Raw genomic sequence first — 26,903 nt, 5'->3', positions numbered from 1 at the left:
TGTCCGTCATGCGACACATGTTGCACCCGCAACCCAAGAACATCACGCACCTCGCCCCGCTCGGCGTGTCGCCGCAAGGGATCCAGGATGGAATAGCCGGTTAAGAGGGAGTCGCCGACCGTTCCGGTCGAGGGGACGGCGCCGAGTTCGACGATCCGGTCGGTGTAGACCATCGCCATGTAGTTCGACCCGTGGTCCGAGTGGTGCGTCAGTCCGGTGAGATCGTCGCCGGCGTCCCACGCGGCCATATCGAGCGCCTGCATCGGCAGGATCTCGGCACGGAGCGTGGCGGCGACGTTCCAGCCGACGATGCGACGTGAGTAGACGTCGGTGACGAACGCGACGTAGGCGAATCCGGACCAGGTGGCGACATAGGTCACGTCGCAGACCCAGAGCTGGCGCGGTCCATCGGCGGTGAACCGGCGATTGACGAGATCGGTTGGCCGTTGCAGGGCGGGATCGGACTTCGTCGTGAACACTCGCTTGGACTTGCGCACCCCTCGAACGCCAGCTTCTCGCATGAGTCGCTCGGTCTGATCCCGCCCGATGTCCCAGCCCTGGCGTCGCATCAGCGCATGCATCTTCCGGCGCCCGTAGACGCCGTAGTTCTCCGCGTGCAGACGGCGGACTTCGGGCACGAGCAGGTCGTCACGCAACTGCCGTGCGGACGGCGTCCTGCTCACCGCGGCGCGATAGCCGCGTGAGGTGAGGAATCCTCTCACTGCCGGTCGGAGGACCTGGCAGATGAGCTCGACCCCGAAACGATCCCGGTGTTCGTTGATGAACTGGATCATCTCGTCGAGGGGTGGTCGAGCTCCTTCGCGAAAAAGATGCTCGCAGCCTTGAGGATCTCGTTCGCTTTGCGCAACTCCGAGACCTCCTTCTGCAACCGTTTGATCTCCGCCGCGGCCTCAGTCGTGACGCCGGGCATCACCCCGGCGTCGACCTCGTAGCGGCGCTGCCATAGCCGCAACGTCTCCGGACTCATCCCCAGCAGCCCGGCCACATGCCGCACGGCACTCATCATCGTGGGGTGCGACGGCCGCGTCTCCGCGAGCATCCGCAACGCCCGCTCACGCATCTCCGGCGAATACTTCCTGTTCATCGTGTTCCATCCTTACTTGAAGAACGGAACGAAAGTCAGGCCGATTCACTCGGCGAAACAGTAATTGTTCCAACAGTCATCGAGTCATTGGACTCAATTCTAGTCGAGACCCGATTCACCGACCGTGTGTAACTGCTGCGGGTGAATCAAGTGCCACGAAACTGACCATGCGTCACGGCACGCCCGACGGCAAGGACGGCTTCTCGATGTGGGAGCTCGGCAGCGGCCAGGCCCTACGCGCGCTCCCTCACGAAGACCTCGAGTCGCTAGTCAAGACATTCTCGGCGTCGTGAGGCAACTAGACATCCTTGCGTGTGACTGTCACAGGCCTCGAAGCGGGTCGATGGTGCGGTCGACAACGCCGTGGGAGGGGCAGAGCCAGACCAACTGCAGCGAGTCGTCGATGTGACCAGGCTCGAGCGGCTCACCGCAAGCCGGGCAGTTCCGGCCGGGTGGCAAGCCGTCGATGTCGACGGGGTCGATCGGAATCATAGGGACGCCGGCGGATTCGCGGACAGAGAGTCGGGTTCATTGATGAACGCGAGGAATCGTCGCCCCTTCTCGGACGTGCGCGGTGCGAACACGCCCTGCGGGGTCATCATCGTGGTCAGCGGAATCGAGGCAAGCCCTGTCCGGTCTAGGTCCGAGGCGGCCTGACCGACGGGTCCGCGCCAGACATTCTGCGGGACGCCGAGAGCGGTGCCCAGCGGCCCGTCGATGCCGCCCATCATGAGGTTCGCGTGCTGGGCGTAGAGGTCTCGGGACTGCAGCCAGCCGGTGGGGTCGGCGAAGTAGTGCAGCAGCCAGACGTGCAGCTCGTCGAACTCGTCGACCAGCCGGGTGAACTGCTCACGCTCACTGGCCGAGAACGGCGCCCAGGACCCGCCGTTGGCGACCGCGGCGGCCAGACGCTGTCGCTTGTGGTGGCTGGCGGTCTCGGCCGCGGCGCGTTGCGCCCGGGTGACCGCGGCGATGAACTCGTCCGACCCGACGATGTCCTCGATCGTCGCAGCCTCATCCAGCCGCGAGATCGCGTCGGTGAGTGCCTGCGCGATCGCGACGTTGAACTCGTGCTGTCGCTCGGCCTGCCTCGTCTCCAGCGCGTGCGCGAGCGTCTCGGCGGCGAGGGGGCCGACGACGGGAACCAGCGAGAGCGCGGCCTTGCCGGCGAAGGCGAGCGTGTCCTCGGCGGGTTCGTGGGGCGGGACGAGCGCGTCCAGATCGGTCATGTCATCCATGATGGATCAGCCAGCCGACATCTCGGAGGGGTTCGTCCGCTGCTGTGCGTGCGCGGTGCAGAGGGTCCAGACCCACCCGCGGCTCGTGACCTACTGGGCGGGCTGGCCGCAGTCCTCGCAGACGGTCGCGCTTTCGTCCTCGGCATCCCGGATGATGTCCGAGAACCGGGCCGCGTCGATGTGGTCGGCGTCTTCGGGGCGCGCGTAGTAGCGGAGGGTGCCGAACTTCGTCTTGCATTGCTCGATGACGTAGCCGGGCGAGATCTCGGCGAGCTGTTGGTCCAGCCGGGCCGAGAAGGTCGAACCATCCCGGGCCGATGTCGATGGTGTCCGCCCAGCCGTCCGCGATGCGGTCGGCGATCGTCCGGATCTGCGGGGGAAGCTCATCGTTCATGCTGTCGAGTCTGCCGTGGCCGCCGATCAGCGTGTGAGCGCGCTGTAGCGGGCGTTGCTGGCTACGACGGCTTCGGCCCAGCGGGTGGCCGCGGTCACGTGAAGGCCGGTCAGTCGTGCGATCACCGGGGCGGGCAGCTCCTGGGCGAGGGAGGCCAGCGCGCCGGCGCGGGCATGGCGGGCACGGATGCCGAACCTGGCCAGCCGGTCGGTGAGCGCGTCGCGGGAGAGCGGAGCGCCGTGATGCTGGCCCGGGAACAGCCAATCGGATTCTCCGGCGTCGGTGAGCAGGCGTGGCGCGTCGCGGTGCTCACGGGCGGTGATCGCGAGCTGCCCGATCGCGTCGGGGAGCTCCAGCGGGTCCGCGCCGAGACGGATCGTGACCGTGTCGGTGGAGGTGATGTCGGTCACGCGCAGCAGATGCAGCCGGGCCACCGGGATCCCGAACAGCAGCAGCAGTGCGCCCGCGAGTCGGGTGCGGGGGTCGTCGTCGTGCGCGCTGAGCACCCTGCCCAGCAGTTCCCAGCGTTCGTCGACGCTGGCGCCGGTCGGCGTGTTGGGGGTGCTGGTCAGGGAAGGGACGCGCAGGCGGGGGCAGGTGCCGTCGCGGGCGGCCCACTCCAGGAACGCCGCGACGCGTCGGCGAAGCCTTGGGCCCTCGAGCAGCCAGAGATCCAGCCGCGCCTGGTCGAGCATCGTCAGCGATTCCGAGCGTGCGGTGAGCCAGCCCAGCAGGCCGAGGACCTGGGTCAGTTCCTGCCGTCGCCCGTCTGATTGCCGCCGCCCGGTCTGGCGGTCCTGCTCGCGCAGCTGCCGAAGATGACGCCAGCGGACGAATCGGTCGAACAGGCGGCGATGGTCCGGGTCGAGGATCTGCGCCGACCGGTCCTGGCACCAGGTCTCGAACCGGACCAACTGCTCGTCCCGCGCAGGGAGCAAGCCATACTCGGCCAGCAGCGCCCGGACGGGGGCAGTCGACCCAGGCGTGCCCAGCCGGTCCAGCAGCGCGTGGCTCAGCGGCTCCGTGCCGGAGACGGCCTCCCGCAGGATCGCGACCGTCGTGTTGCGGCGGAAGGCGTCCAGGGTGCGTCGCTCGTCCGCGGCCAGGAACCGCTCGCGCAGTGTCGCGAGCATCGGATCGGCTGCCACGACATCGTCCGGGAGCAGTTCGCGGATCTTGTCGTCGGCGTAGCAGCGATCACACCAGCGGCGGTGGTGCAGCCGTCCGTGAGTCCCGCAGCGACGGCAATCGCGGAACATCAGCGGGCTGGTCCGGGCGCAACGCTGGCAGAGCGGCCCCTGGTCAGTGCGTGCGCTGACCCGCGCTTCGCGGCCGCAGCCGATGCATGCCTCCACGATGTGCGGGGCGCAGTTCCAGCAGAGCGGCTCCCCGTCCGGGGTGTGCCGGATCGGGAGCACCACCCGGGCGCAGACCGAGCACGGTTTGCGGGGGAGCGCGCAAGGCGTGCAGATCGCCTTGGGTGTGCCCGCGAACCGGCATTCCCGCTCTCGCCCGCAGCGGTGACAGATGTCCACCCGGGCGGCGGCGTAGCAGGTCAGGCAGATCGCCTTCTCGGTGCCGGGGAACCGACACGGACCCGAGGTGCCGCACACCGTGCAGACATCGGTGCCGGGCGCGGTCCGGCAGCCGGAACACATCGGCCCGTCCGAAGTGCGCACCGCGATCAGCCGGTGGTTCCCGCAGCCGATGCACTCCGCGGAGGATTCGGGCAGCTGGTTCGTGCAGGCCTGGCAGAGCCTGTCACCGTTGGGGCGGCGTAGCTCCAAATGGGCCGTGTTGCCGCATCCGTCGCAGACCGCCCGGTGCGCGGCTTTGTAGCAGGCGCCGCAGCAGATCCGCCCCTCGAGTCGGTCCGGGAGCTTCCGGACCCGGCCGCAGTGCCCGCAGGTCAGGGCTGGCAGCTGGGCGCCGAGCTCACGCAGCCGCTCGTAGAACGTGGCAAACAGGACCGACGATGCCGGCGGGTCGGCGATCCAGTCGGCGCCGAACAGCTCGCATTCCAGCGCGAGTCGCAACGTGCGATCCGCCTTCAGTCCCTCGGTCGCGGTCAGCATCATGTAGAGAGTCCCGCCGGGAATCCGCTCGGCGACGAACCTGTCCAGGCGCTCGTCGGCGACGTCCTGCAGCGCCCGCCAGCAGGAGCGGCAGTAGGCCCGGTCGCCCACTTGCGCGTGCCGCAGCTGCCCGCTCCGCTCGCATTCGACGCAGTCGATCAGCACGTCCAGGCGCGCCCGCCCGCAGGCCGCGCAGATCCGATCCTCACCGTCCCGGCAGACCAGCAACTCCACCCGGCCGCAGCGTGCGCAGCCCGGCGGGCGAACCGTGCTGCCGCCGGCGTCGGCGAGATCGAGCAGGATGCGATCCAGCAATCGCGGGATCCGCGTCGACCCCGACACCAGCATCCCCGGATCCTTGGTCAGCTGTGCGAGCAGACGCCGCCCTGCGGGTTCCCGGACGATCGTGCGGTTCACGATCTGACGGATGACATCTCGCGTGACGGTCGTCTCGACCTCGGCGATGACCGCGACCAGGACGTCGCGGACCTCGTCACCCATCCGTCGGGATCACGCGCGCCCGCGGCGGACGCAGGCCCTTCTCCCGCAACGTCGCCGCGCCGCCCGCGGACCGGTCCTCGCCGTCGGTGCCGGTCGCCGCCGCCGAGGCGCCCAGGTCGACCTTGCGGACCAGGTCGTCCGCGCTGCACTCGAAGATGTCCATCAGCGCGACCAGCACGTGCATGTTCAGCCGTTCCGGCTTCTCCGTCGCTAACCGGTAGATCTGGCTCGCCGACAACTCGATCCCGCGCTCACGCAACAACGGCACCAGCTTCGACGTCGCGAAGATCCCCGACGCCGCCATCACCTCCCGCAACCGCCACTCGTACCCGATCACCTTCATCGGCCCGCTCCTTCCTCCTGCGGCCGCAGCCGCTCCAACGCATCCCGCATCATCTTGTTCGCGAAGTCGCCGCTGACCCCGGTGTAGATCGACGTCGTGGACTGGTGCTGATGCCCGACCTGCCGCTGCACGAACACCGGATCCACGCCCTCCTCGATCAGATGCGTCACGTAGCTGTGCCGCAGCGCGTGCGGAGACAGCACCCGGTCGAACCCGAGGTCGTCCCGGTAGGCGGCGAACCGGTCCGACAGCTCCCTCGTCCGCAGCCGGGTGCCGCGCTCCGAGAACCACAGCGCCCGCTCACCGTCCGGCCGCATCAGCGGCCAGACGTTCTCCAGATAGTCCTGCACCGCCTCCACCGCCCAGTCCCGCAGCGTCACCACTGATCGCCGCTTGGGTGGGCCGCCCCGCGACGACTTTCCGTGGCGGACGTGAAGCATCCCGAACTCGCCGAACTCCGGGGCGTGCGCGTTGCGGTAGAAGTCGGTCACATCCAGATGAACCGCCTCGTTCGCCCGCAACCCCCACGCATACGCCACTCGCAGCAGCACCGCGTCCCGATACGCTGGCAACGCGCCCTTGCGGCCACTCTCCAGGCACCGCTCGACCTCCGCGTCGGCGCGGTCGAACAGCGCCTGCAACTCGTCTCGCGTCAACGGTCGCCGCCCCGGCCGGCCCTCGTAGTCCTGCAGATGCCGGGTCGTGTTCCAGTCGTGGCAGACCTGCACCGGGTGCGTTCCGAACCGCAGCTCGCACTCTGCCACCCACCCGTAGTGCTCCGAGGTGAGGTAGTCGCAGAACTGCCGCACCGCCAACTGATAGCCGCGGATCGTCGACGGCGCCAACTGCCGCACCGACACCAGATCCATCATCCAATCATCGAACAGGCCCGCCGACCACAACCACGGCCACGTGCCCGCGTGCGTATGGAACTGCCGGACCGCGCGCACCGTCCCGGTCACGTAGTCCTCGCGCAGACCGCGCCCGCCCATCTGCTGTGCCCGCCAACCCGTCACCATCGCCTCGAACACGGACTCCTCGGCACGCAACAACGACACGCCCGAGGCCAGATACAGCCCCGCAACACCATGCGCCGTCATCCCTGAAACCACCCGTTTACTCCCATCAAACGCAGACAATACGCATCTAACGCGAAACAACGGACCGAGCGCAAGTCGTCGCCAGTCAGGAGATGGCACCAACGAGGCTCCCTGTACGATCAACGACACCTGGAACCCCGAAGGAACCTGCATCAGACGCAAAAGGGCGCGCTTGTCGCGATCGTGGGCGCTCGTGCTTCATCGAGCTACGGCGAGCATGTCGCGGGCGGGCTCGCCGGCGAGCTCGCCGGGGAGGGATTCGTCGTGTTCTCCGGCGGTGCGTACGGCATCGACGGCACGGCGCACCGCGCGGCGCTCCGAGCCGGCGGTCGCACGGCGGCGGTACTCGCCGGCGGGGTGGATCGGCCCTACCCGAGCGGCCACGCTCAGCTGTTCGAGCGGATCGTCGCGAGCGGGGCGCTCGTGAGTGAGGTGCCGTGCGGCACGGCACCCACGAAATGGCGGTTCCTCGCGCGCAATCGTGTGATCAGTGCGCTGGCCCGGGCGACCGTCGTCGTCGAGGCAGGTGGTCGGAGCGGCTCGCTGAACACGGCCGGCCACGCCGCCGAGCTCGGCAGGCCGCTCGGTGCGGTGCCGGGACCGATCACCTCGACGACCTCCGCGGGGTGCCACCGTCTGCTGCGGGATTACGACGCGCGGTGCATCACATCGGTCGCCGACGTCCGTGAACTGCTCGGAGTCGATCGGGCCGGGCCGCCGATCATGCAGGAGGACCCGGACCTGGTCCGACTCGCCGACGCGCTCAACGCCCGCGCGGCGCGCAGTCGCAGCGAGCTCGCGCAGCGCAGCGGGCTGAGCGAGGACCGGGTCGAAGCGCTCCTCGGCATCCTGGAGCTCGACGGCGGCGCGAGAAGGAGCGCGCACGGCTGGCTCGGCGTGCTCCGGTGACCGCACTCGAGGGCGACTCCGGCGTGTAGAGGTCGAGCACGTAGAGACCCGGCGGGGACCCGTCCTCCTCGAAGACCTCGAACGTGCGGGTGCCGAGGTTCCGGGGGAGTCGGACTCCGCGCGTGCTCCCGCGCTCCGCCGAGCGAGGGCGCAAGCTGGGGGCATGCGCGTATCGGATGCCGCCGCGGCGTTCACCGCGCACCTCACGCAGGTGCGTCGGCTCTCCCCGGCGACCGTGCGCGCCTATCGGTCGGATCTGGCCGATCTGGCCGCTGCCACGGCCGATGCCGACCTCGTCGCGGTCGACCTGGAGGCGCTGCGGGACTGGCTCTGGCGTGCCACGCAGCGCGGCGATGCGCGTTCGACGCTCGCCCGGCGCACCGCGGCCGTCCGCTCGTTCTTCGCCTGGGCCGCCGAGTCCGGTTTCGTGCCGGTCGACCCCGCGCTGCGACTCGTGACGCCGAAGCGCGGGCGCACTCTGCCGGCCGTCGCCTCGGCCGACGCCATGCGCGTCCTTCTGGACGAGGCGCGGGACGCGGCGCTCGACGGGGATCCCGTCCGGTTGCGCGACAGCGCGATCCTCGAGCTGCTCTACGGTTCCGGCATGCGCGTATCGGAGCTCTGCGGGCTCGCAGTCGACGACCTGGATCTGGACCGCGGCACGGCACGCGTCATCGGCAAGGGGGACAAGGAGCGGGTGGTCCCGTTCGGCGCCCCCGCGCGCGATGCCGTCGCGTCGTATCTGAGACGGGCCCGTCCCGCCCTGGTCGCACGAGCGGACCGACCCGGTCCCGCCCTCTTCCGGGGCGCGCGCGGGGGAGTGCTGGGCCCGCGCGCCGTGTACGAGCTGGTCGCCCGAGTGCTGGCGCCGGTGATCGGCGCCGAGACCGTCGGCCCGCACGCGCTGCGCCATTCGGCCGCGACGCATCTGCTCGACGGCGGCGCCGATCTGCGCGCCGTGCAGGAGATCCTCGGCCACGCGAGCCTCGGCACGACCCAGATCTACACGCACGTCTCCGCGGAGCGGCTCGCCGCGAGCTACCGGCTCGCGCACCCGCGGGCGTGATCACTCGCGCACCCGCGCGCGTGATCGGCGGCTCGACCTCTTCCCTGGCGGGTGCGGTCAGCAGCGGTCCGCGCCGCACGGCAGCAGCACGGCGCGAGGTACGCCGCCGAACAGCAGCATCGGATTGACGTAGACGCCGTTCCAGCGCACGCCGACGTGCAGGGAGCCGGCTGGCGCATGCCCGCCCGAGGACGCCCGCGCCACGAGATCCCCGCGGCGCACCGGGGCGCCGGGCGCGAGGATCGCGGTGGCCGGCTCGTACGTGGTGATCAGGCCGTTGCCGTGATCGATCGTCAGCAGCGCCCGGTCCGCCACGGTGCCGACGAAGGCGACCACTCCGTCGGCCGGTGCGCGCAGATCGCCGGACGCGGCGATGTCGACGCCCCGATGTCCCGGGCCGTAGGCATGCGCGGGAGGATGGAAGGGCTCCATCACGGAGCGGGCGCCCTCGACCGGCCACATCCAGTCCTGGTCCGGGAGCACGGGCCCTCCGTCCGTCGCGGCGGACGGATGCCCGCGCGCCCCGATGGACGCGGCGGCGGACGGCGGGGAGTACGGAGCGAGCGGCGGCGCGAGCGCGCCGAGCAGCACCGCGACGGCCGCGAGGGCGCGCCGCGGAGCGTTCGCTGCGGGGGCGGGGTGACGGCGACGGGACATGCGTCGAGCCTGCTCCGCCCGTCGCTGTACCGGGCATGCTTGCGCGCCGCCGGTGCGAAGCAGGGGGATCGGCTGGGCTGTGCGGAACGATGGCGAGGGCGTCGCGGATCGACCCGGCGATCCTGATATGCTTGCAGGGCATCCCGTATGTCGGGGTGACTACGCGTGCCCACAGCGTTCAACGTGGCGAACACTCCACAGGTCTCTCGCAGGAGAGCGGAGCGTGCGCCGGGCACCAGGATCGCCGATCACCCGATCGGCAGCTCAACCTCAATCAGCAAGGAGTACGACCATGGCCGTCGTCACCATCCGCCAGCTGCTCGACAGCGGCGTTCACTTCGGACACCAGACCCGCCGGTGGAACCCGAAGGTGAAGCGCTTCATCCTCACGGAGCGCAGCGGGATCCACATCATCGACCTGCAGCAGTCGCTGGGCTACATCGACAAGGCCTACGACTTCGTCAAGGAGACCGTCGCGCACGGCGGCACGATCCTCTTCGTGGGCACCAAGAAGCAGGCGCAGGAGATCCTCGCCGAGCAGGCGGCCCGCGTCGGCCAGCCCTACGTGAACCAGCGCTGGCTCGGTGGCCTCCTCACCAACTTCTCCACCATCGCGAAGCGTCTCGCCCGCATGAAGGAGCTCGAGGAGCTCGACTACGAGAACCCGGCCGCTTCGGGCTTCACGAAGAAGGAGCTGCTGCTCAAGAAGCGCGAGCTCGACAAGCTGCACAAGTCGCTCGGCGGAATCCGCAACCTGACCAAGACCCCGTCGGCTCTGTGGGTCGTCGACGCCAAGCGCGAGCACCTCGCGATCGACGAGGCCAAGAAGCTCGGCATCCCCGTGATCGGCATCCTCGACACCAACGCCGACCCGGACGACTTCCAGTACCCGATCCCCGGCAACGACGACGCGATCCGCTCGGTCTCGCTGCTGACCCGCATCATCGCCGACGCCGCGGCCGAGGGCCTGCAGGTCAAGCACAACCCCGAGGCCGGCGACGCCGAGCCGCTCGCCGAGTGGGAGCAGGAGCTCCTCGAGGGCGCTGACGCGCAGGTCGCCGCGACCGAGTCCGCCGCGGACGAGGCCGGCGCAGCCGCGCACGACGAGGCGATCGCCGCCGCTGCGGGCGAGACCGCGGCCGAGGTCGCCGACGCCGAGTCGACCGACAAGTAATCGCGGTCCGTCGGAGGGCGCGAGCCCTCCGACCCGCACCCACCACGCACACACACGAAGCAAGGAGCCACCACAACATGGCCAACTTCACCATCGCCGACATCAAGGCGCTGCGTGAGCAGCTCGGCACGGGAATGGTCGACACCAAGAAGGCGCTCGAGGAGGCCGACGGCGACGTCGAGAAGGCCGTCGAGATCCTTCGCCTGAAGGGTGCGAAGGGCAACGCCAAGCGCGCTGACCGTTCCACCAGCGAGGGCCTGGTCGTCGCCCGCGAGCAGGACGGCACCGTCACGCTCGTCGAGCTCGCCTGCGAGACCGACTTCGTCGCCAAGAACGACCGCTTCATCGCGCTGGCCGACAAGGTCGCCGACGCGGTCGCTGCCGTCAAGGCCGACACCGTCGAGGATGCCCTCGCGGCCGACGCCGGTGGGCAGACCGTCGAGCAGCTGATCTCGGACGAGGCCGCCATCATCGGCGAGAAGGTCGAGCTGCGCCGCGTGCGCACGCTGACCGGCGACGCCTTCCAGGTGTACCTGCACCGCACGAGCAAGGACCTCCCGCCGCAGGTCGGCGTCGTCGTCGCCTACACGGGTGACGACGCGGAGACCGCTCGCAGCATCGCGCAGCACATCTCGTTCGCGAACCCCTCCTACCTCACCCGTGAGGACGTCCCGGCTGCGGACGTGGAGAAGGAGCGCGAGATCGTCACCGAGATCTCCCGCAACGAGGGCAAGCCGGAGGCCGCCCTGCCGAAGATCGTCGAGGGCCGCGTCACCGCGTTCTTCAAGCAGGTCGCGCTGCTCGAGCAGGACTACGCCAAGGACAACAAGCTGTCCGTCGGCCAGGTCGCGAAGGACGCCGGCATCACGGTGACCGACTTCGCGCGCTTCAAGGTCGGCGCGTAACAGCATCGAAGGGGTTCGGATCCGCCAGGGTCCGGACCCCTTCGTCATGCCCTGGATGCGGCGTGCGGATGCGCGTCGCATCACCCATGTTCTTCCGTGCCGCGCACGGTAGTTTGTTCCACGGATGAGAGGAAGCACTCCATGACCGAACGACAGGGTCGACGCCGCGTCGTCCTCAAGCTCTCCGGTGAGGCCTTCGGCGGCGGCCAGCTCGGGGTCAACCCCGACATCGTCAGCCAGATCGCGCGCGAGATCGCCGCAGCCACCGACCGCGTCGAGATCGCCGTCGTCGTCGGCGGCGGGAACTTCTTCCGGGGGGCCGAGCTCAGCCAGCGCGGCATGGACCGGTCGCGCGCCGACTACATGGGCATGCTCGGCACCGTGATGAACGCCCTGGCGCTCCAGGACTTCCTGGAGCAGGCGGGCGCATCGCCGCGGGTGCAGTCCGCGATCGCGATGACTCAGGTCGCCGAGCCGTACCTGCCGCTGCGGGCCGAGCGGCACATGGAGAAGAGCCGGGTCGTGATCTTCGGCGCCGGCGCCGGCCTGCCGTACTTCTCCACCGACACGGTCGCGGCTCAGCGCGCGCTGGAGATCGGCGCCGACGAGGTTCTCGTCGCCAAGAACGGGGTCGACGCGATCTATACGGCCGACCCGAAGACGGACGCCTCCGCCGAGCGCATCGAGGAGATCACCTTCCAGGACGCGCTGGTGCGCGGACTCAAGGTCGTCGACTCGACGGCGTTCAGCCTCTGCATGGACAACGGCATGGACATGCGCGTGTTCGGCATGGAGCCCGCGGGCAACATCACCCGCGCGCTGCTGGGCGAGCCGATCGGCACCCGCGTCATCGCCTGACGCCGCAGGATCCCGGGCCGCGCCGTCGGCGTCGAGCCCGGGATCCGTGCTGCGCCCCCGATAGACTTGAGACGAACCCCCTGACGATAGGAGTCACCGTGATCGCGGATGTCCTCGCCGACACCACCTCCCGCATGCAGCGCGCCGTCGAGGCCGCCAAGGAGGACTTCAGCACGGTGCGCACCGGCCGTGCCAACCCGCAGATGTTCCAGAAGGTGCTGGTGGACTACTACGGCACGCCGACCCCCCTCGCGCAGCTCGCCTCGCTCGCCAACCCCGAGGCGCGCTCGCTCATCGTCACGCCCTACGACAAGTCGGCGCTCAAGGCGATCGAGCAGGCGATCCGCGACATGCCGAACCTGGGAGCCAACCCGTCCAACGACGGCAACATCGTGCGTGTCACGATGCCCGAGCTCACCGCCGAGCGCCGCAAGGAGTACGTCAAGCTCGTCAAGAGCAAGGGCGAGGACGCGAAGGTGCACGTCCGCGGCATCCGGCGCAAGGCGAAGGACGAGCTGGACTCGCTCAAGAGCGAGCTCGGCGAGGACGAGATCGCCCGCGGCGAGAAGGAGCTCGACGCCCTCACGCGCCAGCATGTCGATCTCATCGACGAGGCCGTGAAGCGCAAAGAGGCCGAGCTGCTCGAGGTCTGAGAGCGCCGATGAGCATCCCGTCCGGCGACGACGACGCGTCGACGATCCCGCCACGACCCCCGCTGCCGCCGCGCACCGGTGCGAGCGCCCCGACGCGCACCGGTGACAACCTGCAGGCCCAGTGGCAGGCCAAGAAGGCCGAGATCGAGACGCACGTCTCGCATGCGCGCGATCAACTCGATCAGGCGAATGAGCGCATCAAGGAGCGCACGGGGCGCGATCTCCTGGTCGCGACCGGCGTCGGCCTGCTGATCGGCGGCGTGATCCTCGCCTCGCTGCTGTTCGCGAAGTGGTCCTTCGTGGTGATCGGCCTCGCCATCATCCTGCTCGCCGTGTGGGAGCTCGTGCTGGCCCTGCGCGCCGGCGGCCGCAAGGTCGACCTCTGGCCGCACCTGGTCCTCGGCGCGGCGCTCGCTGCGAGCGGCTACTTCGCCGATCCGTGGCTGTGCTGGGTGATGCTGTCGGTCGCCGTCTTCGGCGTCATCGTCTGGCGGCTTCTCGCCCAGATGATCGTGAAGGACGGCCGCACCTACGGCGACGTCCTCACCGACGTCCTCGCCGCGGGGTTCATCCAGGTCTACGTCCCCTTCCTCGGCGCGATCATGCTGATGCTGCTGCGTCAGCCGCGCGGCGAATGGTGGGTGCTCGCCCTCATCGTCGTCGTCGTGGTCGCCGACACCTGCGCCTACGCGTCCGGCCTGCTGTTCGGCCGGGGCGGCCGGCATCCGATGGCGCCGCGGGTCAGTCCGAAGAAGACCTGGGAGGGATTCGCCGGCGCCGTCGTGGGATCGCTCGTGGCCGGTGCGCTCGTCGGCGTCTACATGCTCGAGGTGCCGTGGTGGGCCGGTCTCATCATCGGTGCCGCACTCGTCGCCTCGGCCACGATCGGCGACCTCGGGGAGTCGCTGCTGAAGCGCGACCTCGGGATCAAGGACATGAGCTCCTGGATCCCCGGTCACGGCGGACTGCTGGATCGTCTGGACAGCATGCTCCCGTCCGCCGTCGTGGCCCTCGCCCTGTACATCCTCCTCACCCCCCTGGTGGCAGCATGACCGATTCCGTCCGTTCCGACGCCGCCGGGTCGGCTCCGAGCTTCGCCGTCGTCCCCCGCCGCGAGAAGGGCTATCAGCGCGCCGCCGTCGACACCTTCCTCGGACGGGCGCGCAGCGCCTTCGAGGACGAGGTGGAGGGGATCAGCGCCGCCGACATCCGCGCGGCGTCGTTCCCGCTGGTCCGCGGCGGATACGACATCGCGGCCGTGGACGCGGCGCTCGCCCGGGTCGAGGACGCCTTCGCGCAGCGTGAGCGGGCGGCGGCGGTAGCGGCCGCGGGCGCCTCCGCGTGGGTCGGCCGGGCACGGACCGACGCTCAGGTGATCCTGGATCACCTGAGCCGTCCGGAAGGTCACCGCTTCGCGCGCACCGGGCCGCTGACGTTCGGCTACCGCGTGGACGAGGTCGATCACGTCGCGAAGCGGATCGTGCGCTTCCTTCGCGACGGAGACGCGCTGAGCGCCGAGCAGGTGCGGCAGACCGCGTTCCGCATGCAGCGACGCGGGTACCGCGAGGAGCAGGTGGACGCCCTGCTCGACGCGACGATCGACGTGCTCCTCGCGATCCGCTGAGCGATTCTCATGGCGGATTCAGGTTCCCCTGGCTAGAATCGGACCCATTGTGACTCCCGATAACGATTCGATAGCGGCGCGCACCCCGAACGCCGTCCAGAACGCAGCAGCCACAGCCCCCCGTGCAGGCAAGAAGGCGTTCCCCCGGAGGAACGCCGCCTCCGCGGTGCTCGCCGGACTGGCGGTGGTCGGCTTCTCCGTCGCGATCGTGGCTCCGGCCGGTCTCGCCATGTCGGCTTCCGAGCCGGCGCATGCCTCGGTCACCACGGCGTACGCGCTTGCCGCGCGCGATGCCCAGAACATCACCGTCTCCGTGCACGGGGTGACGCCGACGGCGCAGACCCGCGACGCATTCGAGGTCTACGTCACGCCGAAGCCGACGCCGACCCCGGAGCCCGTGGTGGCTTCCAGCGACAGCTCCTCGTCCAGCGCGGACTCCAGCGGTCCCGGACCCCTCTTCTACACGGGAGGCGGCGCGCCCGCGGAGTGGATGGCCGCCGCCGGCATCGCCTCGAGCGACTGGGGCAACGTCGACTACATCGTCAGTCGGGAGAGCGGCTGGAACCCCAACGCCACGAACAGCGGATCGGGGGCCTGCGGACTCGTCCAGGCGCTGCCGTGCAGCAAGGTCCCCGGCAACGGCTACGACCCGGTCGACAACCTGCGGTGGGCGAACGGCTACGCGGTGGGACGCTACGGCAGCTGGGGCGCCGCGGTGGCGTTCTGGTCCTCCAACAACTGGTGGTGAGCAGCGCTCACCCATGCCACGCTCGCACAGACGACGTCCGGAGCGCCCGCGGGACGACGGGCTCGACCGGCTGATCGCCGGCTGGAAGCGCACCGAGATGCGTGGCAGCACCGAGTGGTACGTCCAGCCGCTGTCTGCCGCGCAGGCTCAGAAGGAGTACATGTGCCCCGGCTGCTCCGGGCTCATCCCGATCGGCACGGCGCACCTCGTGGTCTGGCGCGCTGACGGCGTCCTCGGCGATGCCGCGGACCTCGCGGCCCGACGGCACTGGCACAACGGCTGCTGGCGGAGGGGCTGAGATGGAGATCCGCGGACCCCGTCCGCTGCCGGCCCGGCGCGAAGAGATCGAGCTGCGCACCGAGGACGAGCTGCGCCTCGTCGGCGAGCTCGCCCTTCCGGAGAGCCGGGATCCCGTGGCCACCCTCGTCACCCTGCACCCGCTCCCGACGGCCGGCGGGTTCATGGACTCGCACATCCTGCGCAAGGCCGCAGCGCGTCTGCCTGCCCTGGCGGATCTCGCGGTGCTGCGGTTCAACTCGCGCGGCACCTCCTCGCCCCGCGGGCGGAGCGAGGGCGCCTTCGACGGGGGAGGGGCCGAACGGCATGACGTGGCCGCGGCCATGGCCTTCGTCCGGGCGCGGGGACTGCCCCGGCCGTGGCTCGTGGGCTGGTCTTTCGGGACCGAGCTGGCGCTCAAGTACGGCCGCTCCCACGACATCGAGGGCGTCATCCTGCTCTCGCCGCCGCTGCACCGGGCCACTGAGGCCGAGGTCGCCGCCTGGGCCCACGACGAACGGCAGGTCGTGGTGCTGGTTCCCGAGCTCGACGACTATCTGCGCCCGGCGGAGGCGATCGCGCGGTTCGCAGCGATCCCGCACGCGCGCCTCATCGCCGTCGACGGCGGACGACACCTGTGGGTGGGCGAGACGCAGACGCGACGCGTGCTGGACGAGATCGTCGCGGCCGTGAACCCGAGTGCGCTTCCTCTGGCGCGGGAGTGGCCCGCGTCCTGACTATCGCTCGTTCATCCGGGGGATGAGCACCTGCCGGTAGATGATCAGGACGCTCGCCGCGACGGGGATCGCGATGAGGGCGCCGAGCAGGCCGAGAAGGGCGCCACCGGACAGCGCCGCGATGACGACGACGGCGCCGGGTACCGAGACGGCGCGGTTCATCACCCGCGGCGAGATGACGTAGGCCTCGATCTGCATGTAGATGAGGTAGTAGATCGCGGCGATGAGAGCGGTGAGGGGCGTCGAGCTGAGGCCGAGGCACACCAGCACGATGATCGTGGATCCGGTCAGCGTGCCGACCAGCGGGATCAGCGAGAAGAAGAAGGCGATCACGGCGAGCACGATCGCGAACGGCGCCTGGATGATCGAGAGGAAGATCAGGCTGAGCAGGCCGTTGATCACGCCCATGGTCACCTGGCCCATGACGTAGTAGCCGACGGACGCGGTGATCTGCTCCGCGAGATCGATGAAGCGCTCCCGCTTCGACGCAGGGACCACCTGGTACACGGCGCCCTTGAGCGAGGGGATCGCCGCGGTGAAGTAGATGGTCAGGATCAGGATGATGAACGTGCCGCTGATGCCGGCGAACAGCGCACCGCCGACGACGATGACGCCCTGTCCGATGGAGCTGCTGATATCGCCGAGATTCTTGTTCAGCCAGTCGTTCACATATCCGAACACGGTGTCGACGTCGAGGTTGGGGAACAGGCTCTCGAGCCAGTGCTTGAAATCGGCCATCGCGGTGCCGCTGTTCACGATCTGGGTGATCTGCTGGACGAGGAGCGAGATCTGGTTCACCAGGATCGGGATCACCGTCAGCACGATGCCGACGAAGATCCCGAGCACGACGACCACGGTGATCAGCACAGCCACCCAGCGGGGGAGGCGTCGACGGGTCAGCCAGCTGACCATCGGATCGAGGCCCAGGCTGAGGAACAGCGCGGTGCCGACGTACAGCAGGATCGTCGACAGGCTCTGCACGCTCTGGATGAGCAGGATCCCGAGGCCGACGCCCAGGGTCGCCACCAGCGCGGTGCGGAACGGGTTGTGCAGCTTCATGGCATCCTTCGTGCTCGATCCACCAGCGTAACCGGAGGCGCGCGGAGAGTTCAGGAGCATCGCCGCCGATGGCGCATCGGGCGCATCGAGGCCGCCCTCGTGGCATCCATACAGGTCGTTTCGCTAGTCTGAAACGTCGAGCGGAGATCGCGGGCGACTGCCCGAGGATCGCGGAGGAGTCTTTTCGTGCGTTTTGTATGGGCTGTGGTGGCCTTCGTGCTGGCGGCCGTCCTGATCGGGACCGGTATCGCGCAGCGGACCATCTTCCTCGGTCCCAAGGATGTCTCGGCCGAGTTGAGCGTCAAGACACCGCAGGCCTACACCGTCATCGACTCGGCGGTGCTGCGTGCGCATCCCGGTGAGCAGACGCTCGTCGCGCAGGGGAAGGGCACCGTCTTCGTGGCCCAGGCGCGCACCGCCGACCTGGAAGCATGGCTCAGCGACACGAGCTTCAACCGGATCACGCTGGGCAAGGACGGCACTACGAGCGCCAAGGTCGTCGAGCCGACGGTGTCCTCGGAGGACACCAAGGACGTCCAGCGCAACCCTGCCGGCTCCGACCTGTGGCTCGACAGCGTCTCGGACAAGAACTCCCTGACCGATCGGATGCAGGTGCCCGAGGGCGTCAGCGTGCTCGTCGCCTCGGACGGCAAGGCCGATGCCCCCGCGGACGTGACGGTCAAGTGGCCTCTCGACACCGCGACGCCGTGGGCGGGACCGCTCATGGTGGCCGGCGGAGCCTTCCTCCTGCTCGGTCTCGTGCTCTACGTGCTGGCGATCCGGCACTCCCGGCGCGGTCGCGGCCCGCGCCGCAAGGCGCCGCCGCCCCTTCCGGCCACCGAGCCGATCGACGTCGCCGATCGCGCGGCCGTGGAAGAGGCGCAGGGATCCGCTCCGGCCCGGACAGCGCCGGTGGCGCGGCCGGAGCCGGTCGCGCCGGAGGAGGACCGCCCCTCACCCGCCGAGCCCCCGGTGCGGGAGCGCAGGGCGATCCGCCCGCGCCGCCGCGCTCTGCTGCTGCTTCCCGCCGTCGGGGTGACCGCCGCCCTCCTCACCGGCTGCACGCCCGACATCTGGCCGCAAGCCGCGACCTCCCCGACCCCGACGCCGACGGAGACACAGGTCGCCGAGGCCGGGCAGCAGGCGCCGGCGGTCACCGAGGCGCAGGCGGCTCGGATCCTGGAGAGCATCTCCGCGACCCTGGCCGATGCCGACAAGAACCTCGATGCGTCGAAGGCCGAGTCCCGCCTCGAGGGCGCCGCGCTCGAAGCCCGCAAGACCGCCTACGCCGTGCGGAAGAGCGTGACCGATTTCGCGCTGCCCGCGACCATCCCGGCGGAGAAGATCAAGATCCTCGTGCCGCAGGCCTACGACTCGTGGCCGCGCACGGTGCTCATGCTCGTCGAGCACGGGAACGACGAGAAGGTCGCCCCCCTGATCATGACCATGACCCAGCCGGATCCGTGGGCGAACTACAAGATCTCCTCGGTCGCGGAGATGCAGGCGGCGGCCAAGCTGCCGAACATGGCGCCGGCCTGGCTGGGAGCCAAGCTCACCCCGCCCGACTCGCCGTTCCTCGCCACCGAGCCGAACAAGCTCGCCGCGGAGTTCGCGAACGTGATCGACCAGGGGGACAAGAGCGAGTTCTACGACAAGTTCGACAAGACCGCGCTCGCGTTCGCGAAGTCGGTGCAGGAGAGCCGCGCCACGCTGCAGCAGGCCCTCAAGGACGCGAACGCCGACACCACCTCCAGCCTGACGTTCGCAGCGACCGCCGGCCGGGAGCAGCCGGTGTCGATGTCCAGCATCGACAGCGGGGCTGTCGTTGCGGTCACCGTCGACGACTCCCAGACGATCAAGCCGACCTCGGCGGATGCCGTGATCAAGCTCGACAAGAACCCCTCGGCAAAGGCGCTCACCGGTGTCGACCAGTCGGCGACGGGCTTCGTGTCGGTGTACGGCGTGCAGCTCTTCTTCGCCGTCCCGGCACAGGGATCCGAGGGCAAGATCACGCTGCTGGCCGCGTCCCAGCAGCTCCAGAGCGTGACGGAGATCAAATGACCGAGATGTCCGCAGCGGCCCTCCGAGGCGCCGTCGACCTGTCGTCCCTGCGCAACCGGCCGCCGGCTCAGGCCCCCGGAGCGCCCGCCGCCGGAGAGGCAGGGCCGATCCCGCTCGTGGTCGACGTCACCGACGCGACCTTCGGGCAGGTGCTCGAGCTCTCGCAGAGCGTGCCGGTGGTCGTGGACCTGTGGGCCGAGTGGTGCGGCCCCTGCAAGCAGCTGAGCCCCGTACTCGAGAAGGTCGTGACCGAGCTCGCCGGCCGCGTCGTGCTCGCGAAGGTCGACGTCGACGCCAATCCGCAGCTCGCGCAGGGGTTCCGGGCCCAGTCGATCCCGATGGTGGTGGCCCTGGTCGCGGGTCAGCCCGTGCCGCTGTTCACCGGAGCGGTGCCCGAGGAGCAGGTGCGCGAGGTCTTCGCCCAGCTGCTGGAGCTCGCGGCGCAGCACGGCGTGACGGGGACCATCCCGGTCGGCGAGACCGCGGCCGACGGCGATGCCCCGGAGCCGGAGGCGCCCCCGCTGCCGCCTCTGCATCAGGAGGCGTTCGATGCGATCGAACAGGGGGACTTCGCTGCGGCGATCGACGCGTACGAACGCGCGCTGACGGAGAACCCCCGCGATGAGGAGGCCCGTGCGGGCCTCGGCCAGGTGCGTCTGCTGCACCGCACCCAGGGCCTCGACCTCACCGCGGTCCGGGCCGCGGCGGCCGCGGCGCCGGCCGACGTCGATGCCCAGTTCGCCGTCGCGGACCTCGATGTCGCGGGCGGGCACGTGGCCGACGCCTTCGATCGTCTGCTCGACCTGTTCACGGCCGTTCCCGCCGAGGACCAGGGGCGGGTGCGCGAGCGCCTGGTGGAGCTCTTCGGTCTGGTCGGGGATGCCGACCCGCGGGTGCTCGCCGCACGTCGGCGGCTGGCGACGCTGCTCTTCTGAGCTGAGGCGCAGCGTTCCCGTCAGTCCGCGGACGGGACGGCCCGAAGCCAGCGTTCCACCTCGGTGGGGCGTCCGAACCGGAGGACGGTGAGGGCGGGGTAGTCGGCGCGGACGGAGGGCATCCTCTCCCGCCACGTGTCGCGGGTCTGCGCCTGCCAGCGCAGGATGTTCTCCTCGGGGTAGCGGCGGAGCATGTGCCAGATCGGCTTCTCGCGGTTGCCGTTCCACAGCTCGGTGCGCAGCAGGCTGCGGGAGACGGTGCGCCGCAGGAGCCGGGCGCGGGCGACCGCGTACGGGTAGTCGAGCCAGATCGCCAGATCGGCACGGGGCGCGAGGATCGGATCCGTGCCCCTCCCGCTGTACTGCCATTCCGTCACCCAGCGGTCGGATGCGGCGAAGGCGCGGACGTCGTCGAGGAACGATTCGCGCGGCGTCCACTCCGGTCCGTGGAACAGCGCGTCCAGCTCGACATGCGGCAGGCCGCGTCGTGCCGCGAGCCGTCGGGCCAGCGTGGTCTTGCCGCTCCCGGTGATGCCCGCGATGAGAATGCGCTGCGCGGAGAACGGCGGCGTCGCGGGATCCACGGGCATCGGATGAGGCTAGCACCTGGAATACCCACCCGGAACATGCGGTTGAATCGATGTGTGAGCGAACCCATCTCGATCGACATCTGGTCCGACATCGCCTGCCCGTGGTGCTACATCGGCAAGCGCAACCTCGAGGCGGGGCTCGCTGCCACCGCCGAGGACGATGATGCCCCCGAGGTCAGCATCACTTTCCATTCGTTCGAGCTCTCGCCGGATACGCCGGTCGACTTCTCCGGCGACGAGGCCGACTTCCTGATGGGGCACAAGGGCATGCCGCGCGCGCAGGTCGAGCAGATGCTCGACCGTGTCACGGGCATCGCGAAGGACGCCGGCCTGGAGTACCGGTTCGACCTGCTCCAGCACACCAACACGGTCAAAGCCCATGAGCTGCTGCACCACGCCAAGGCGCAGGGTCGCCAGCACGACATGGAGGAGCGGCTCATGTCCGCGTACTTCACCGAGGGGCGGCACGTCGGACGGATCGAGGATCTGGCCGACCTGGCGGCGGAGATCGGCCTCGACCGCGATGCCGCGCTGGAGGCGCTGCAGACCGAGCGGCACCTCCAGGACGTGCGCGCCGACCAGGCGCAGGCGCAGGCCTACGGCATCCAGGGCGTGCCGTTCTTCGTGATCGACGGTCAGTACGGCGTCAGCGGCGCGCAGCCGCCGGAGGCGTTCGCCGGCGTGCTGCGGGAGCTGTGGGCCAAGCGCGGGCAGGACGCCGAAGCCGAGCCTGCCGCCGGCTGAGCCGCGACTGCTTTCAGCGAGACCGAACTCCCGTCCCGAGACCGTGCGAATATGCGCGAGTCTCGGGGCGGGAGTTCGGTCTCGTGGTCAAGAGGCGCGACTCGCCCGAGCGCGTCCGCGAGCCCGAGCGACTCGCACGAGCGCGTCAGACGAGGGCGCTCTCGATGGCGGCTACGATCTCGGGGGCGTCCGGGACCTGGCGCGGACGGAACCGCTGCACGGATCCGTCCGGGGAGACCAGGAACTTCTCGAAGTTCCACTCCACGCGTCCCGACTTGCCGTTGCCGTCCGGCGTCGTCTTGAGGGTCTTGTACAGGTCGGCCGCGCTGCGCCCGTTCACCTTGACCTTGTCGTTGATCGGGAACGAGATCCCGTAGGTCGTGGAGCAGAACTCGAGGATCTGATCCATGGAACCGGGCTCCTGACCGAAGAACTGGTTGCAGGGGAAGCCGACCACGGTGAGGCCGCGATCCCCGAAGCGCCGCTGCAGCTCCTCGAGCTGGGCGTACTGAGGGGTGAGACCGCATTTCGACGCGACGTTCACGACGAGCACAGGGCCGGTGCCGTAGTCATCGAGCGTCCGCGTGGCGCCTTCGGCGTCGGTGAAGGGGATCTGGCGCAGAGGGGTGGCAGACATGTGCACAAGCCTAGGCGCGGCGGGCATCGCGGGCGCCGGATCTGGGACAATGGAGAGGATATGACTCTCGCCCCTGCTTCCGTCCGGCCCCTGCAGATCGGCCCGCTGCGCATCGACGTCCCCGTCGTGCTCGCGCCGATGGCGGGCATCACCAACACCGCGTTCCGTCGGCTGTGCCGCGAGTACGGCGCCGGCCTGTACGTCAGCGAGATGATCACCTCGCGGGCGCTGGTCGAACGCAACGCGATCACGATGCGCCTCATCCAGCATCACGAGAGCGAGACGCCGCGATCGATCCAGCTCTACGGCGTGGATCCGGGAACGATCGCGGAGGCGGTGCGGATCATCGTCGCCGAGGACCGCGCCGACCACATCGACCTCAACTTCGGCTGCCCGGTGCCCAAGGTCACCCGCAAGGGCGGCGGTGCGGCGCTGCCCTGGAAGATCGGCCTGTTCTCCGAGATCGTCGAGCGCGCGGTGAAGGCGGCCGGCGACGTGCCGCTCACCGTGAAGATGCGCAAGGGCATCAACAAGGACCACCTGACCTTCCTCGACGCGGGGCGGGCCGCGGAGGACGCGGGCGCGGCCGCCGTGGCGCTGCACGCGCGCACCGCGGGGGAGTACTACTCCGGGCACGCGGACTGGTCGGCGATCGGCGAGCTCAAGCAGGCGGTCACCTCGATCCCGGTGCTCGGCAACGGTGACATCTGGAGTGCGGACGACGCCGTCCGGATGATGGCGGAGACCGGCTGCGACGGCGTGGTGGTGGGCCGGGGATGCCTCGGTCGCCCCTGGCTGTTCGGCGAGCTCGCCGCCGCCTTCGGCGATGAGCGCGCCGTGCAGGTCGATGCGACGCTCGGCTTCGTGAAGGACGCGTTCCGCCGGCACGCCGAACTCCTCGTCGAGTTCTTCGAGGACGAGGACCGCGGCTGCAAGGACGTCCGCAAGCACGTCGCCTGGTACTTCAAGGGCTATCCGGTCGGCGGCGACATCCGCGCGGCGCTCGCCCGTGTGTCGACCCTGCAGGAGATCGACGACATCCTCGGCACGCTCGGCGACGCGCCGTACCCCGGAGCCCCGGCGGAGGGGCAGCGGGGCCGGGCCGGGACGCCGAAGCGCACGGCGCTGCCCGACGGCTGGCTGGATTCGCGCGAGGTCGCCTCCGAGGTCACGGACATGATGCGCGGCGCCGAGGTCGAGAACAGTGGCGGCTGAGCCGGGGAGCGCGGACGTGGCGGGAGTCGCCTCCGGCTACGACGCGCATGACGCCGCGCGCTTCTTCGCCGAGACCCACCGTTCGGAGCGCGACGACTTCGCCCGGGATCGCGCCCGGGTGCTGCATTCGGCGGGGCTGCGCCGGCTCGCCGCGAAGACGCAGGTGCTGAGCCCCGCGTCGACGGCAGACTTCGCGCGGAACCGCCTCACGCACTCCCTCGAGGTCGCGCAGGTCGGGCGCGAGCTCGCCGTCGCGCTCGGCGTGTCCGCCGACGTGGTCGACACGGCGTGTCTGAGCCACGATCTCGGTCATCCGCCGTTCGGGCACAACGGCGAGCGCGCGCTCAACGACTGGGCCGCCGACATCGGCGGGTTCGAGGGCAACGCGCAGTCGCTGCGGATCCTCACCCGACTCGAGGCCAAGGTGCTCGACGATCGGGACCGCTCGGTCGGGCTCAACCTCACGAGGGCCAGCCTCGACGCCACCTGCAAATACCCGTGGACCGTGAACAGCCCCGTGCCGGATCCGGGCGGGCGCCTGAAGTTCGGCGTGTACCCGGAGGACGAGGACGTGTTCCGATGGATGCGCGAGGGCGCGCCGGGGCGGCTGCGATGCATCGAGGCCGAGATCATGGATCTCTCCGACGACATCGCCTACTCCGTGCACGACTTCGAGGACGCGATCGTCAACGGTTACCTCGACGTCGCCCAGCTCGCGGATCCGGCCGAGCACCACGCGCTCGTCGGGCGGATCCAGCAGTGGGTCGGCTACGACTACACCCGCGAGGATCTCGCCGATGCGCTCTACCGGTTGACTCGTCAGCCGATGTGGCTGACGTCGTTCGACCGTTCCCGGCGCGACCTCGCCCGTCTCAAGAACCTGACGAGCGACATGATCGGGCGCTTCGCGCGGGCAGCGGTGTCGGCAACCCGCGAGGCGTATCCGGGTCCGAGCCTCGCGCGCTACAACGCGCACGTGGTCGTGCCGAAGGTGATCGAGGCCGAGATCGCGGTGCTCAAGGGCATCATGGGGCAGGCCATCGTGACGATCGACGCCCGCCGCGGGGTCTACAAGGAGCAGCGCCGGGTGCTCAAGCGTCTCGCCGACGCGCTCTGGTCGACGGATGCGCTGTGGACGGCCGGCGCCGACGTGCTGGAGCCGGCCTTCGCCGCCGACTTCCACGACGCCGGGTCCGATGGGGAGCGCGCCCGGGTCGTCGTCGACCAGGTCGCGAGTCTCACGGACCAGACCGCGGTGGACTGGCACAACCGCCTCGTCGGCGACATCGATCCGGCCGAGGTCGGAATCTGGACGCCGCGGCACGCCAGGCCTCGTGCGGCGCACGCCGGGCGCGCCACGTCGGAGGCCCTCCTCGCGACCGACGGCGGCCGCTGATGCCGCGGATCGCACAGGCGGACGTCGACGAGGTCAAGGCCCGCACGAACATCGCCGACATCGTGGGGGAGCGCGTCTCCCTCAAGTCCGCCGGCGTCGGGTCGATGAAGGGCCTGTGCCCCTTCCACGACGAGAAGAGCCCCAGCTTCCACGTGCGACCGCAGGTCGGCTACTACCACTGCTTCGGCTGCGGGGCATCCGGCGACGTCTACTCGTTCCTGCGCGAGATGGACCATGTGAGCTTCACCGAGGCCGTGGAGCGGCTCGCCGCACGCGTCGGATACACGCTGCACTACGAGGACGGCGGACCCGCCCCCGAGACGAGCGGTCGGAGCAGGCTGTACGCGGCCAACACCGCGGCGGCGGAGTTCTTCCGGAGCCGGCTGCTCAGCCCCGAGGCGGAGTCGGCACGGGCGTTCCTCGGGCAGCGGGGATTCGACGCCGGCGCCGCGGCGCACTTCGGCGTGGGCTATGCGCCGCGCGGCTGGGACGGCATGCTCAAGGCCCTCAGCGCCCAGGGCTTCACCCGGGACGAGCTCACCGCCGCCGGCCTCGTGTCCGCTGGGCAGCGGGGCGTCTACGATCGCTTCCGCGGTCGTGTGGTCTGGCCGATCCGGGACGTCACGGGGCAGACGATCGGCTTCGGCGCGCGCAAGCTCTACGACGACGACCAGGGCCCGAAGTACCTGAACACCCCCGAGACGCCGATCTACAAGAAGGCCCAGGTGCTCTACGGCCTGGATCTGGCCAAGCGCGACATCTCCCGGGGAGACCCCAAGCGCGTCGTCGTCGTCGAGGGCTACACCGATGTGATGGCGTGTCACCTCGCCGGGGTCACCACGGCGATCGCCACCTGCGGCACGGCGTTCGGCGCGGAGCACATCAAGCTGCTGCGCCGGGTGATGGGGGATGACTCCGCGGCAGGTGAGGTGGTGTTCACCTTCGACGGAGATGAGGCGGGTCAGAAGGCGGCGCTGCGGGCGTTCACCGAGGACGACCGGTTCAATGCGCAGACCTTCGTCGCCGTGGCCCCCGACGGTCTGGATCCCTGCGATCTGCGTCTGCAGCGCGGCGATCAGGCGGTGCGCGGACTCATGTCCACCAAGGTCCCCATGTTCGAGTTCGTGATCGACCGGAAGATCGGCTCCTTCGACCTCGGCACCGCCGAGGGACGGGTGGGTGCGCTCCGCGCCGCGGCCCCGATCGTGGCCGAGATCCGGGACGCGCTGCTGCGACCCGAGTACGAGCGCATCCTGGCGCGCCGGCTGGGGATGGATCCGACCGACGTGCACGCCGAGGTGCGTCGTCACGAGCGTCGCCGCCGCGACGGCGCCGGCGCGCGCGAGCAGCAGACGACTCCCACCGCGTCGTCGTCGCCGGCCGCGAGCGAGGCGGCGACGACGGTCCCCGTGGTGACCCTGGCGACGCTGCCGCGGACCGGAGACGCGCCGCTCGAGCGGGACGCGCTGATGGGCGCCTTGCAGTACGGGCATCAGCTCGACGCGGAACTGCTGCAGCGGGCCGTCAGCGCGCCGTTCTCCGTGCCGGCGCTGGACGCGGTGCGCGAGGCCATCGGTCAGGTGCCGGACCGGCAGCGACCCGGATGGGCGCTGCAGGCGGTGGACTCTGTGCGGGAGCCCTATCGCGGGCTCGCCGGGGAACTGCTCATGGCGGCGTTCCCGGCGCGCGACGAGCAGGGAGCGAGGGCGTCGGCGACGGATCTCTGCCGACGGCTCATCGTCCGCGGTCTGGAGCGCGAGAAGAGCGAACTGCTCGGTGCGATCCAGCGCCTGCCCGCCGATTCCGACGGGGCCAGGGCGATCGCACGCAGGCTCGTCGAGATCGACTCCGAGCGGCAGCGGTACAACGAGTCCTGAGGCCCGCCGGAACCCGCTCCCCAGGT

28 protein-coding genes and 1 other annotated feature are annotated in these 26,903 nt (G+C 70.0%); of the genes, 17 read left to right on the top strand and 11 right to left on the bottom strand.

Features of this window, described 5'->3' with window-relative positions; translation table 11 throughout:
* From WFJ17_RS08810 to WFJ17_RS08780, 7 genes are all read right to left on the bottom strand, one after another.
* Positions 1-794, bottom strand: a 794-nt coding sequence (locus WFJ17_RS08810) for an IS3 family transposase (RefSeq protein ID WP_336648173.1), incomplete at its 3' end; no start/stop codon positions are given.
* Positions 730-835, bottom strand: a sequence feature (AL1L pseudoknot). (Overlaps the previous gene by 65 nt.)
* The gene (locus WFJ17_RS08805; protein ID WP_336648172.1) at positions 791-1,105 is read right to left on the bottom strand and encodes a transposase; all 315 of its coding nucleotides are present in this window, start codon (positions 1,103-1,105) and stop codon (positions 791-793) included. (Overlaps the previous feature by 45 nt.) The genes WFJ17_RS08810 and WFJ17_RS08805, both read right to left, overlap by 4 nt.
* Positions 1,106-1,593: 488 nt before the next feature.
* Positions 1,594-2,334: a hypothetical protein gene (locus WFJ17_RS08800; protein ID WP_045248426.1), complete on the bottom strand. Its 741-nt coding sequence runs from the start codon at positions 2,332-2,334 to the stop codon at positions 1,594-1,596.
* A gap of 99 nt (positions 2,335-2,433) precedes the next feature.
* On the bottom strand, positions 2,434-2,730 hold the full coding sequence (locus tag WFJ17_RS08795; protein WP_048808862.1) for a hypothetical protein: 297 nt from the start codon (positions 2,728-2,730) through the stop codon (positions 2,434-2,436).
* Between the two features lie 33 nt (positions 2,731-2,763).
* Entirely contained in the window at positions 2,764-5,313 is a 2,550-nt protein-coding gene (locus tag WFJ17_RS08790; RefSeq protein WP_336648171.1) for a hypothetical protein, read from the bottom strand.
* Positions 5,306-5,656, bottom strand: a complete 351-nt coding sequence (locus WFJ17_RS08785; protein ID WP_045248424.1) for a helix-turn-helix domain-containing protein — start codon at positions 5,654-5,656, stop codon at positions 5,306-5,308. The genes WFJ17_RS08790 and WFJ17_RS08785 overlap by 8 nt, the downstream gene beginning before the upstream one ends.
* Complete coding sequence (locus WFJ17_RS08780) at positions 5,653-6,909, bottom strand: tyrosine-type recombinase/integrase (RefSeq protein WP_336648170.1); 1,257 nt, start codon at positions 6,907-6,909, stop codon at positions 5,653-5,655. Before WFJ17_RS08780 ends, WFJ17_RS08785 begins: the two co-directional genes overlap by 4 nt.
* On the opposite strand from WFJ17_RS08780, the gene dprA reads away from it, so the two are divergent.
* Together dprA and WFJ17_RS08770 are read left to right on the top strand one after the other, a co-directional pair.
* Positions 6,868-7,665, top strand: a complete 798-nt coding sequence (gene dprA / locus WFJ17_RS08775) for a DNA-processing protein DprA (protein ID WP_336648195.1) — start codon at positions 6,868-6,870, stop codon at positions 7,663-7,665. The genes WFJ17_RS08780 and dprA overlap by 42 nt on opposite strands.
* Before the next feature lie 163 nt (positions 7,666-7,828).
* Positions 7,829-8,731 (top strand): tyrosine recombinase XerC, encoded by a 903-nt coding sequence (locus tag WFJ17_RS08770; protein WP_336628371.1) that lies wholly within the window; start codon positions 7,829-7,831, stop codon positions 8,729-8,731.
* A 57-nt stretch (positions 8,732-8,788) separates the two neighbouring features.
* Here WFJ17_RS08770 and WFJ17_RS08765 read toward each other — a convergent pair whose 3' ends face one another.
* A complete protein-coding gene (locus WFJ17_RS08765; RefSeq protein ID WP_336648169.1) occupies positions 8,789-9,388 on the bottom strand; it encodes a murein hydrolase activator EnvC family protein in 600 nt (199 codons plus the stop codon).
* A gap of 292 nt (positions 9,389-9,680) precedes the next feature.
* Between WFJ17_RS08765 and rpsB the strand changes: the two genes are divergently transcribed.
* The 9 genes from rpsB to WFJ17_RS08720 all read left to right on the top strand — a co-directional run bounded on the left by rpsB (position 9,681) and on the right by WFJ17_RS08720 (position 16,363).
* Positions 9,681-10,562 carry a 30S ribosomal protein S2 gene (gene rpsB / locus WFJ17_RS08760; protein ID WP_336648168.1) on the top strand — a complete coding sequence of 294 codons (882 nt, stop codon included), beginning with the start codon at positions 9,681-9,683 and terminating at the stop codon, positions 10,560-10,562.
* 77 nt (positions 10,563-10,639) lie between these two features.
* The gene (tsf, locus tag WFJ17_RS08755) at positions 10,640-11,467 is read left to right on the top strand and encodes a translation elongation factor Ts (protein ID WP_251440399.1); all 828 of its coding nucleotides are present in this window, start codon (positions 10,640-10,642) and stop codon (positions 11,465-11,467) included.
* Positions 11,468-11,608: 141 nt separating this feature from the next.
* Positions 11,609-12,325 carry a UMP kinase gene (pyrH, locus tag WFJ17_RS08750; RefSeq protein WP_251440384.1) on the top strand — a complete coding sequence of 239 codons (717 nt, stop codon included), beginning with the start codon at positions 11,609-11,611 and terminating at the stop codon, positions 12,323-12,325.
* A 98-nt stretch (positions 12,326-12,423) separates the two neighbouring features.
* Positions 12,424-12,978: a ribosome recycling factor gene (gene frr / locus WFJ17_RS08745; protein WP_251440381.1), complete on the top strand. Its 555-nt coding sequence runs from the start codon at positions 12,424-12,426 to the stop codon at positions 12,976-12,978.
* Positions 12,979-12,986: 8 nt separating this feature from the next.
* A complete protein-coding gene (locus tag WFJ17_RS08740; RefSeq protein ID WP_251440378.1) occupies positions 12,987-14,030 on the top strand; it encodes a phosphatidate cytidylyltransferase in 1,044 nt (347 codons plus the stop codon).
* Positions 14,027-14,602 carry a DivIVA domain-containing protein gene (locus WFJ17_RS08735; protein WP_336648167.1) on the top strand — a complete coding sequence of 192 codons (576 nt, stop codon included), beginning with the start codon at positions 14,027-14,029 and terminating at the stop codon, positions 14,600-14,602. The genes WFJ17_RS08740 and WFJ17_RS08735 overlap by 4 nt, the downstream gene beginning before the upstream one ends.
* Positions 14,603-14,651: 49 nt before the next feature.
* The gene (locus WFJ17_RS08730) at positions 14,652-15,350 is read left to right on the top strand and encodes a transglycosylase SLT domain-containing protein (protein WP_336648166.1); all 699 of its coding nucleotides are present in this window, start codon (positions 14,652-14,654) and stop codon (positions 15,348-15,350) included.
* A 13-nt stretch (positions 15,351-15,363) separates the two neighbouring features.
* Positions 15,364-15,648, top strand: coding sequence for a hypothetical protein (locus tag WFJ17_RS08725; RefSeq protein ID WP_251440358.1), 285 nt, complete (start codon positions 15,364-15,366; stop codon positions 15,646-15,648).
* A 1-nt stretch (position 15,649) separates the two neighbouring features.
* Positions 15,650-16,363: an alpha/beta hydrolase gene (locus WFJ17_RS08720; protein ID WP_292886874.1), complete on the top strand. Its 714-nt coding sequence runs from the start codon at positions 15,650-15,652 to the stop codon at positions 16,361-16,363.
* Here the strand turns inward: WFJ17_RS08720 and WFJ17_RS08715 are convergent, their stop codons facing one another.
* Positions 16,364-17,422 (bottom strand): AI-2E family transporter, encoded by a 1,059-nt coding sequence (locus tag WFJ17_RS08715; protein ID WP_292886877.1) that lies wholly within the window; start codon positions 17,420-17,422, stop codon positions 16,364-16,366. It abuts the gene before it with no gap.
* 186 nt (positions 17,423-17,608) lie between these two features.
* Between WFJ17_RS08715 and WFJ17_RS08710 the strand changes: the two genes are divergently transcribed.
* Complete coding sequence (locus tag WFJ17_RS08710) at positions 17,609-19,483, top strand: glycosyl transferase (RefSeq protein WP_292886880.1); 1,875 nt, start codon at positions 17,609-17,611, stop codon at positions 19,481-19,483.
* Positions 19,480-20,418, top strand: coding sequence for a tetratricopeptide repeat protein (locus WFJ17_RS08705; RefSeq protein ID WP_251440347.1), 939 nt, complete (start codon positions 19,480-19,482; stop codon positions 20,416-20,418). Before WFJ17_RS08710 ends, WFJ17_RS08705 begins: the two co-directional genes overlap by 4 nt.
* Before the next feature lie 20 nt (positions 20,419-20,438).
* Here the strand turns inward: WFJ17_RS08705 and WFJ17_RS08700 are convergent, their stop codons facing one another.
* A complete protein-coding gene (locus WFJ17_RS08700) occupies positions 20,439-21,008 on the bottom strand; it encodes an AAA family ATPase (protein ID WP_251440344.1) in 570 nt (189 codons plus the stop codon).
* 54 nt (positions 21,009-21,062) lie between these two features.
* Here WFJ17_RS08700 and WFJ17_RS08695 point away from each other — a divergent pair, with 54 nt between their 5' ends.
* Positions 21,063-21,752, top strand: coding sequence for a DsbA family oxidoreductase (locus WFJ17_RS08695; protein ID WP_251440342.1), 690 nt, complete (start codon positions 21,063-21,065; stop codon positions 21,750-21,752).
* 145 nt (positions 21,753-21,897) lie between these two features.
* Here WFJ17_RS08695 and WFJ17_RS08690 read toward each other — a convergent pair whose 3' ends face one another.
* On the bottom strand, positions 21,898-22,389 hold the full coding sequence (locus tag WFJ17_RS08690; RefSeq protein WP_336648165.1) for a glutathione peroxidase: 492 nt from the start codon (positions 22,387-22,389) through the stop codon (positions 21,898-21,900).
* Positions 22,390-22,449: 60 nt separating this feature from the next.
* Between WFJ17_RS08690 and dusB the strand changes: the two genes are divergently transcribed.
* The 3 genes from dusB to dnaG are packed head-to-tail and all read left to right on the top strand — an operon-like array spanning position 22,450 to position 26,877.
* On the top strand, positions 22,450-23,604 hold the full coding sequence (gene dusB, locus WFJ17_RS08685) for a tRNA dihydrouridine synthase DusB (RefSeq protein WP_251440336.1): 1,155 nt from the start codon (positions 22,450-22,452) through the stop codon (positions 23,602-23,604).
* Between the two features lie 16 nt (positions 23,605-23,620).
* The gene (locus tag WFJ17_RS08680) at positions 23,621-25,000 is read left to right on the top strand and encodes a deoxyguanosinetriphosphate triphosphohydrolase (protein ID WP_336648164.1); all 1,380 of its coding nucleotides are present in this window, start codon (positions 23,621-23,623) and stop codon (positions 24,998-25,000) included.
* Positions 25,000-26,877, top strand: coding sequence for a DNA primase (gene dnaG / locus WFJ17_RS08675; protein WP_336648163.1), 1,878 nt, complete (start codon positions 25,000-25,002; stop codon positions 26,875-26,877). Before WFJ17_RS08680 ends, dnaG begins: the two co-directional genes overlap by 1 nt.
* Positions 26,878-26,903 lie beyond the last annotated feature (26 nt).

The organism is Microbacterium sp. MMO-10 (assembly GCF_037148715.1).
GTDB lineage: Bacteria > Actinomycetota > Actinomycetes > Actinomycetales > Microbacteriaceae > Microbacterium.
This window is presented reverse-complemented; position numbering and strand designations above follow the sequence as displayed.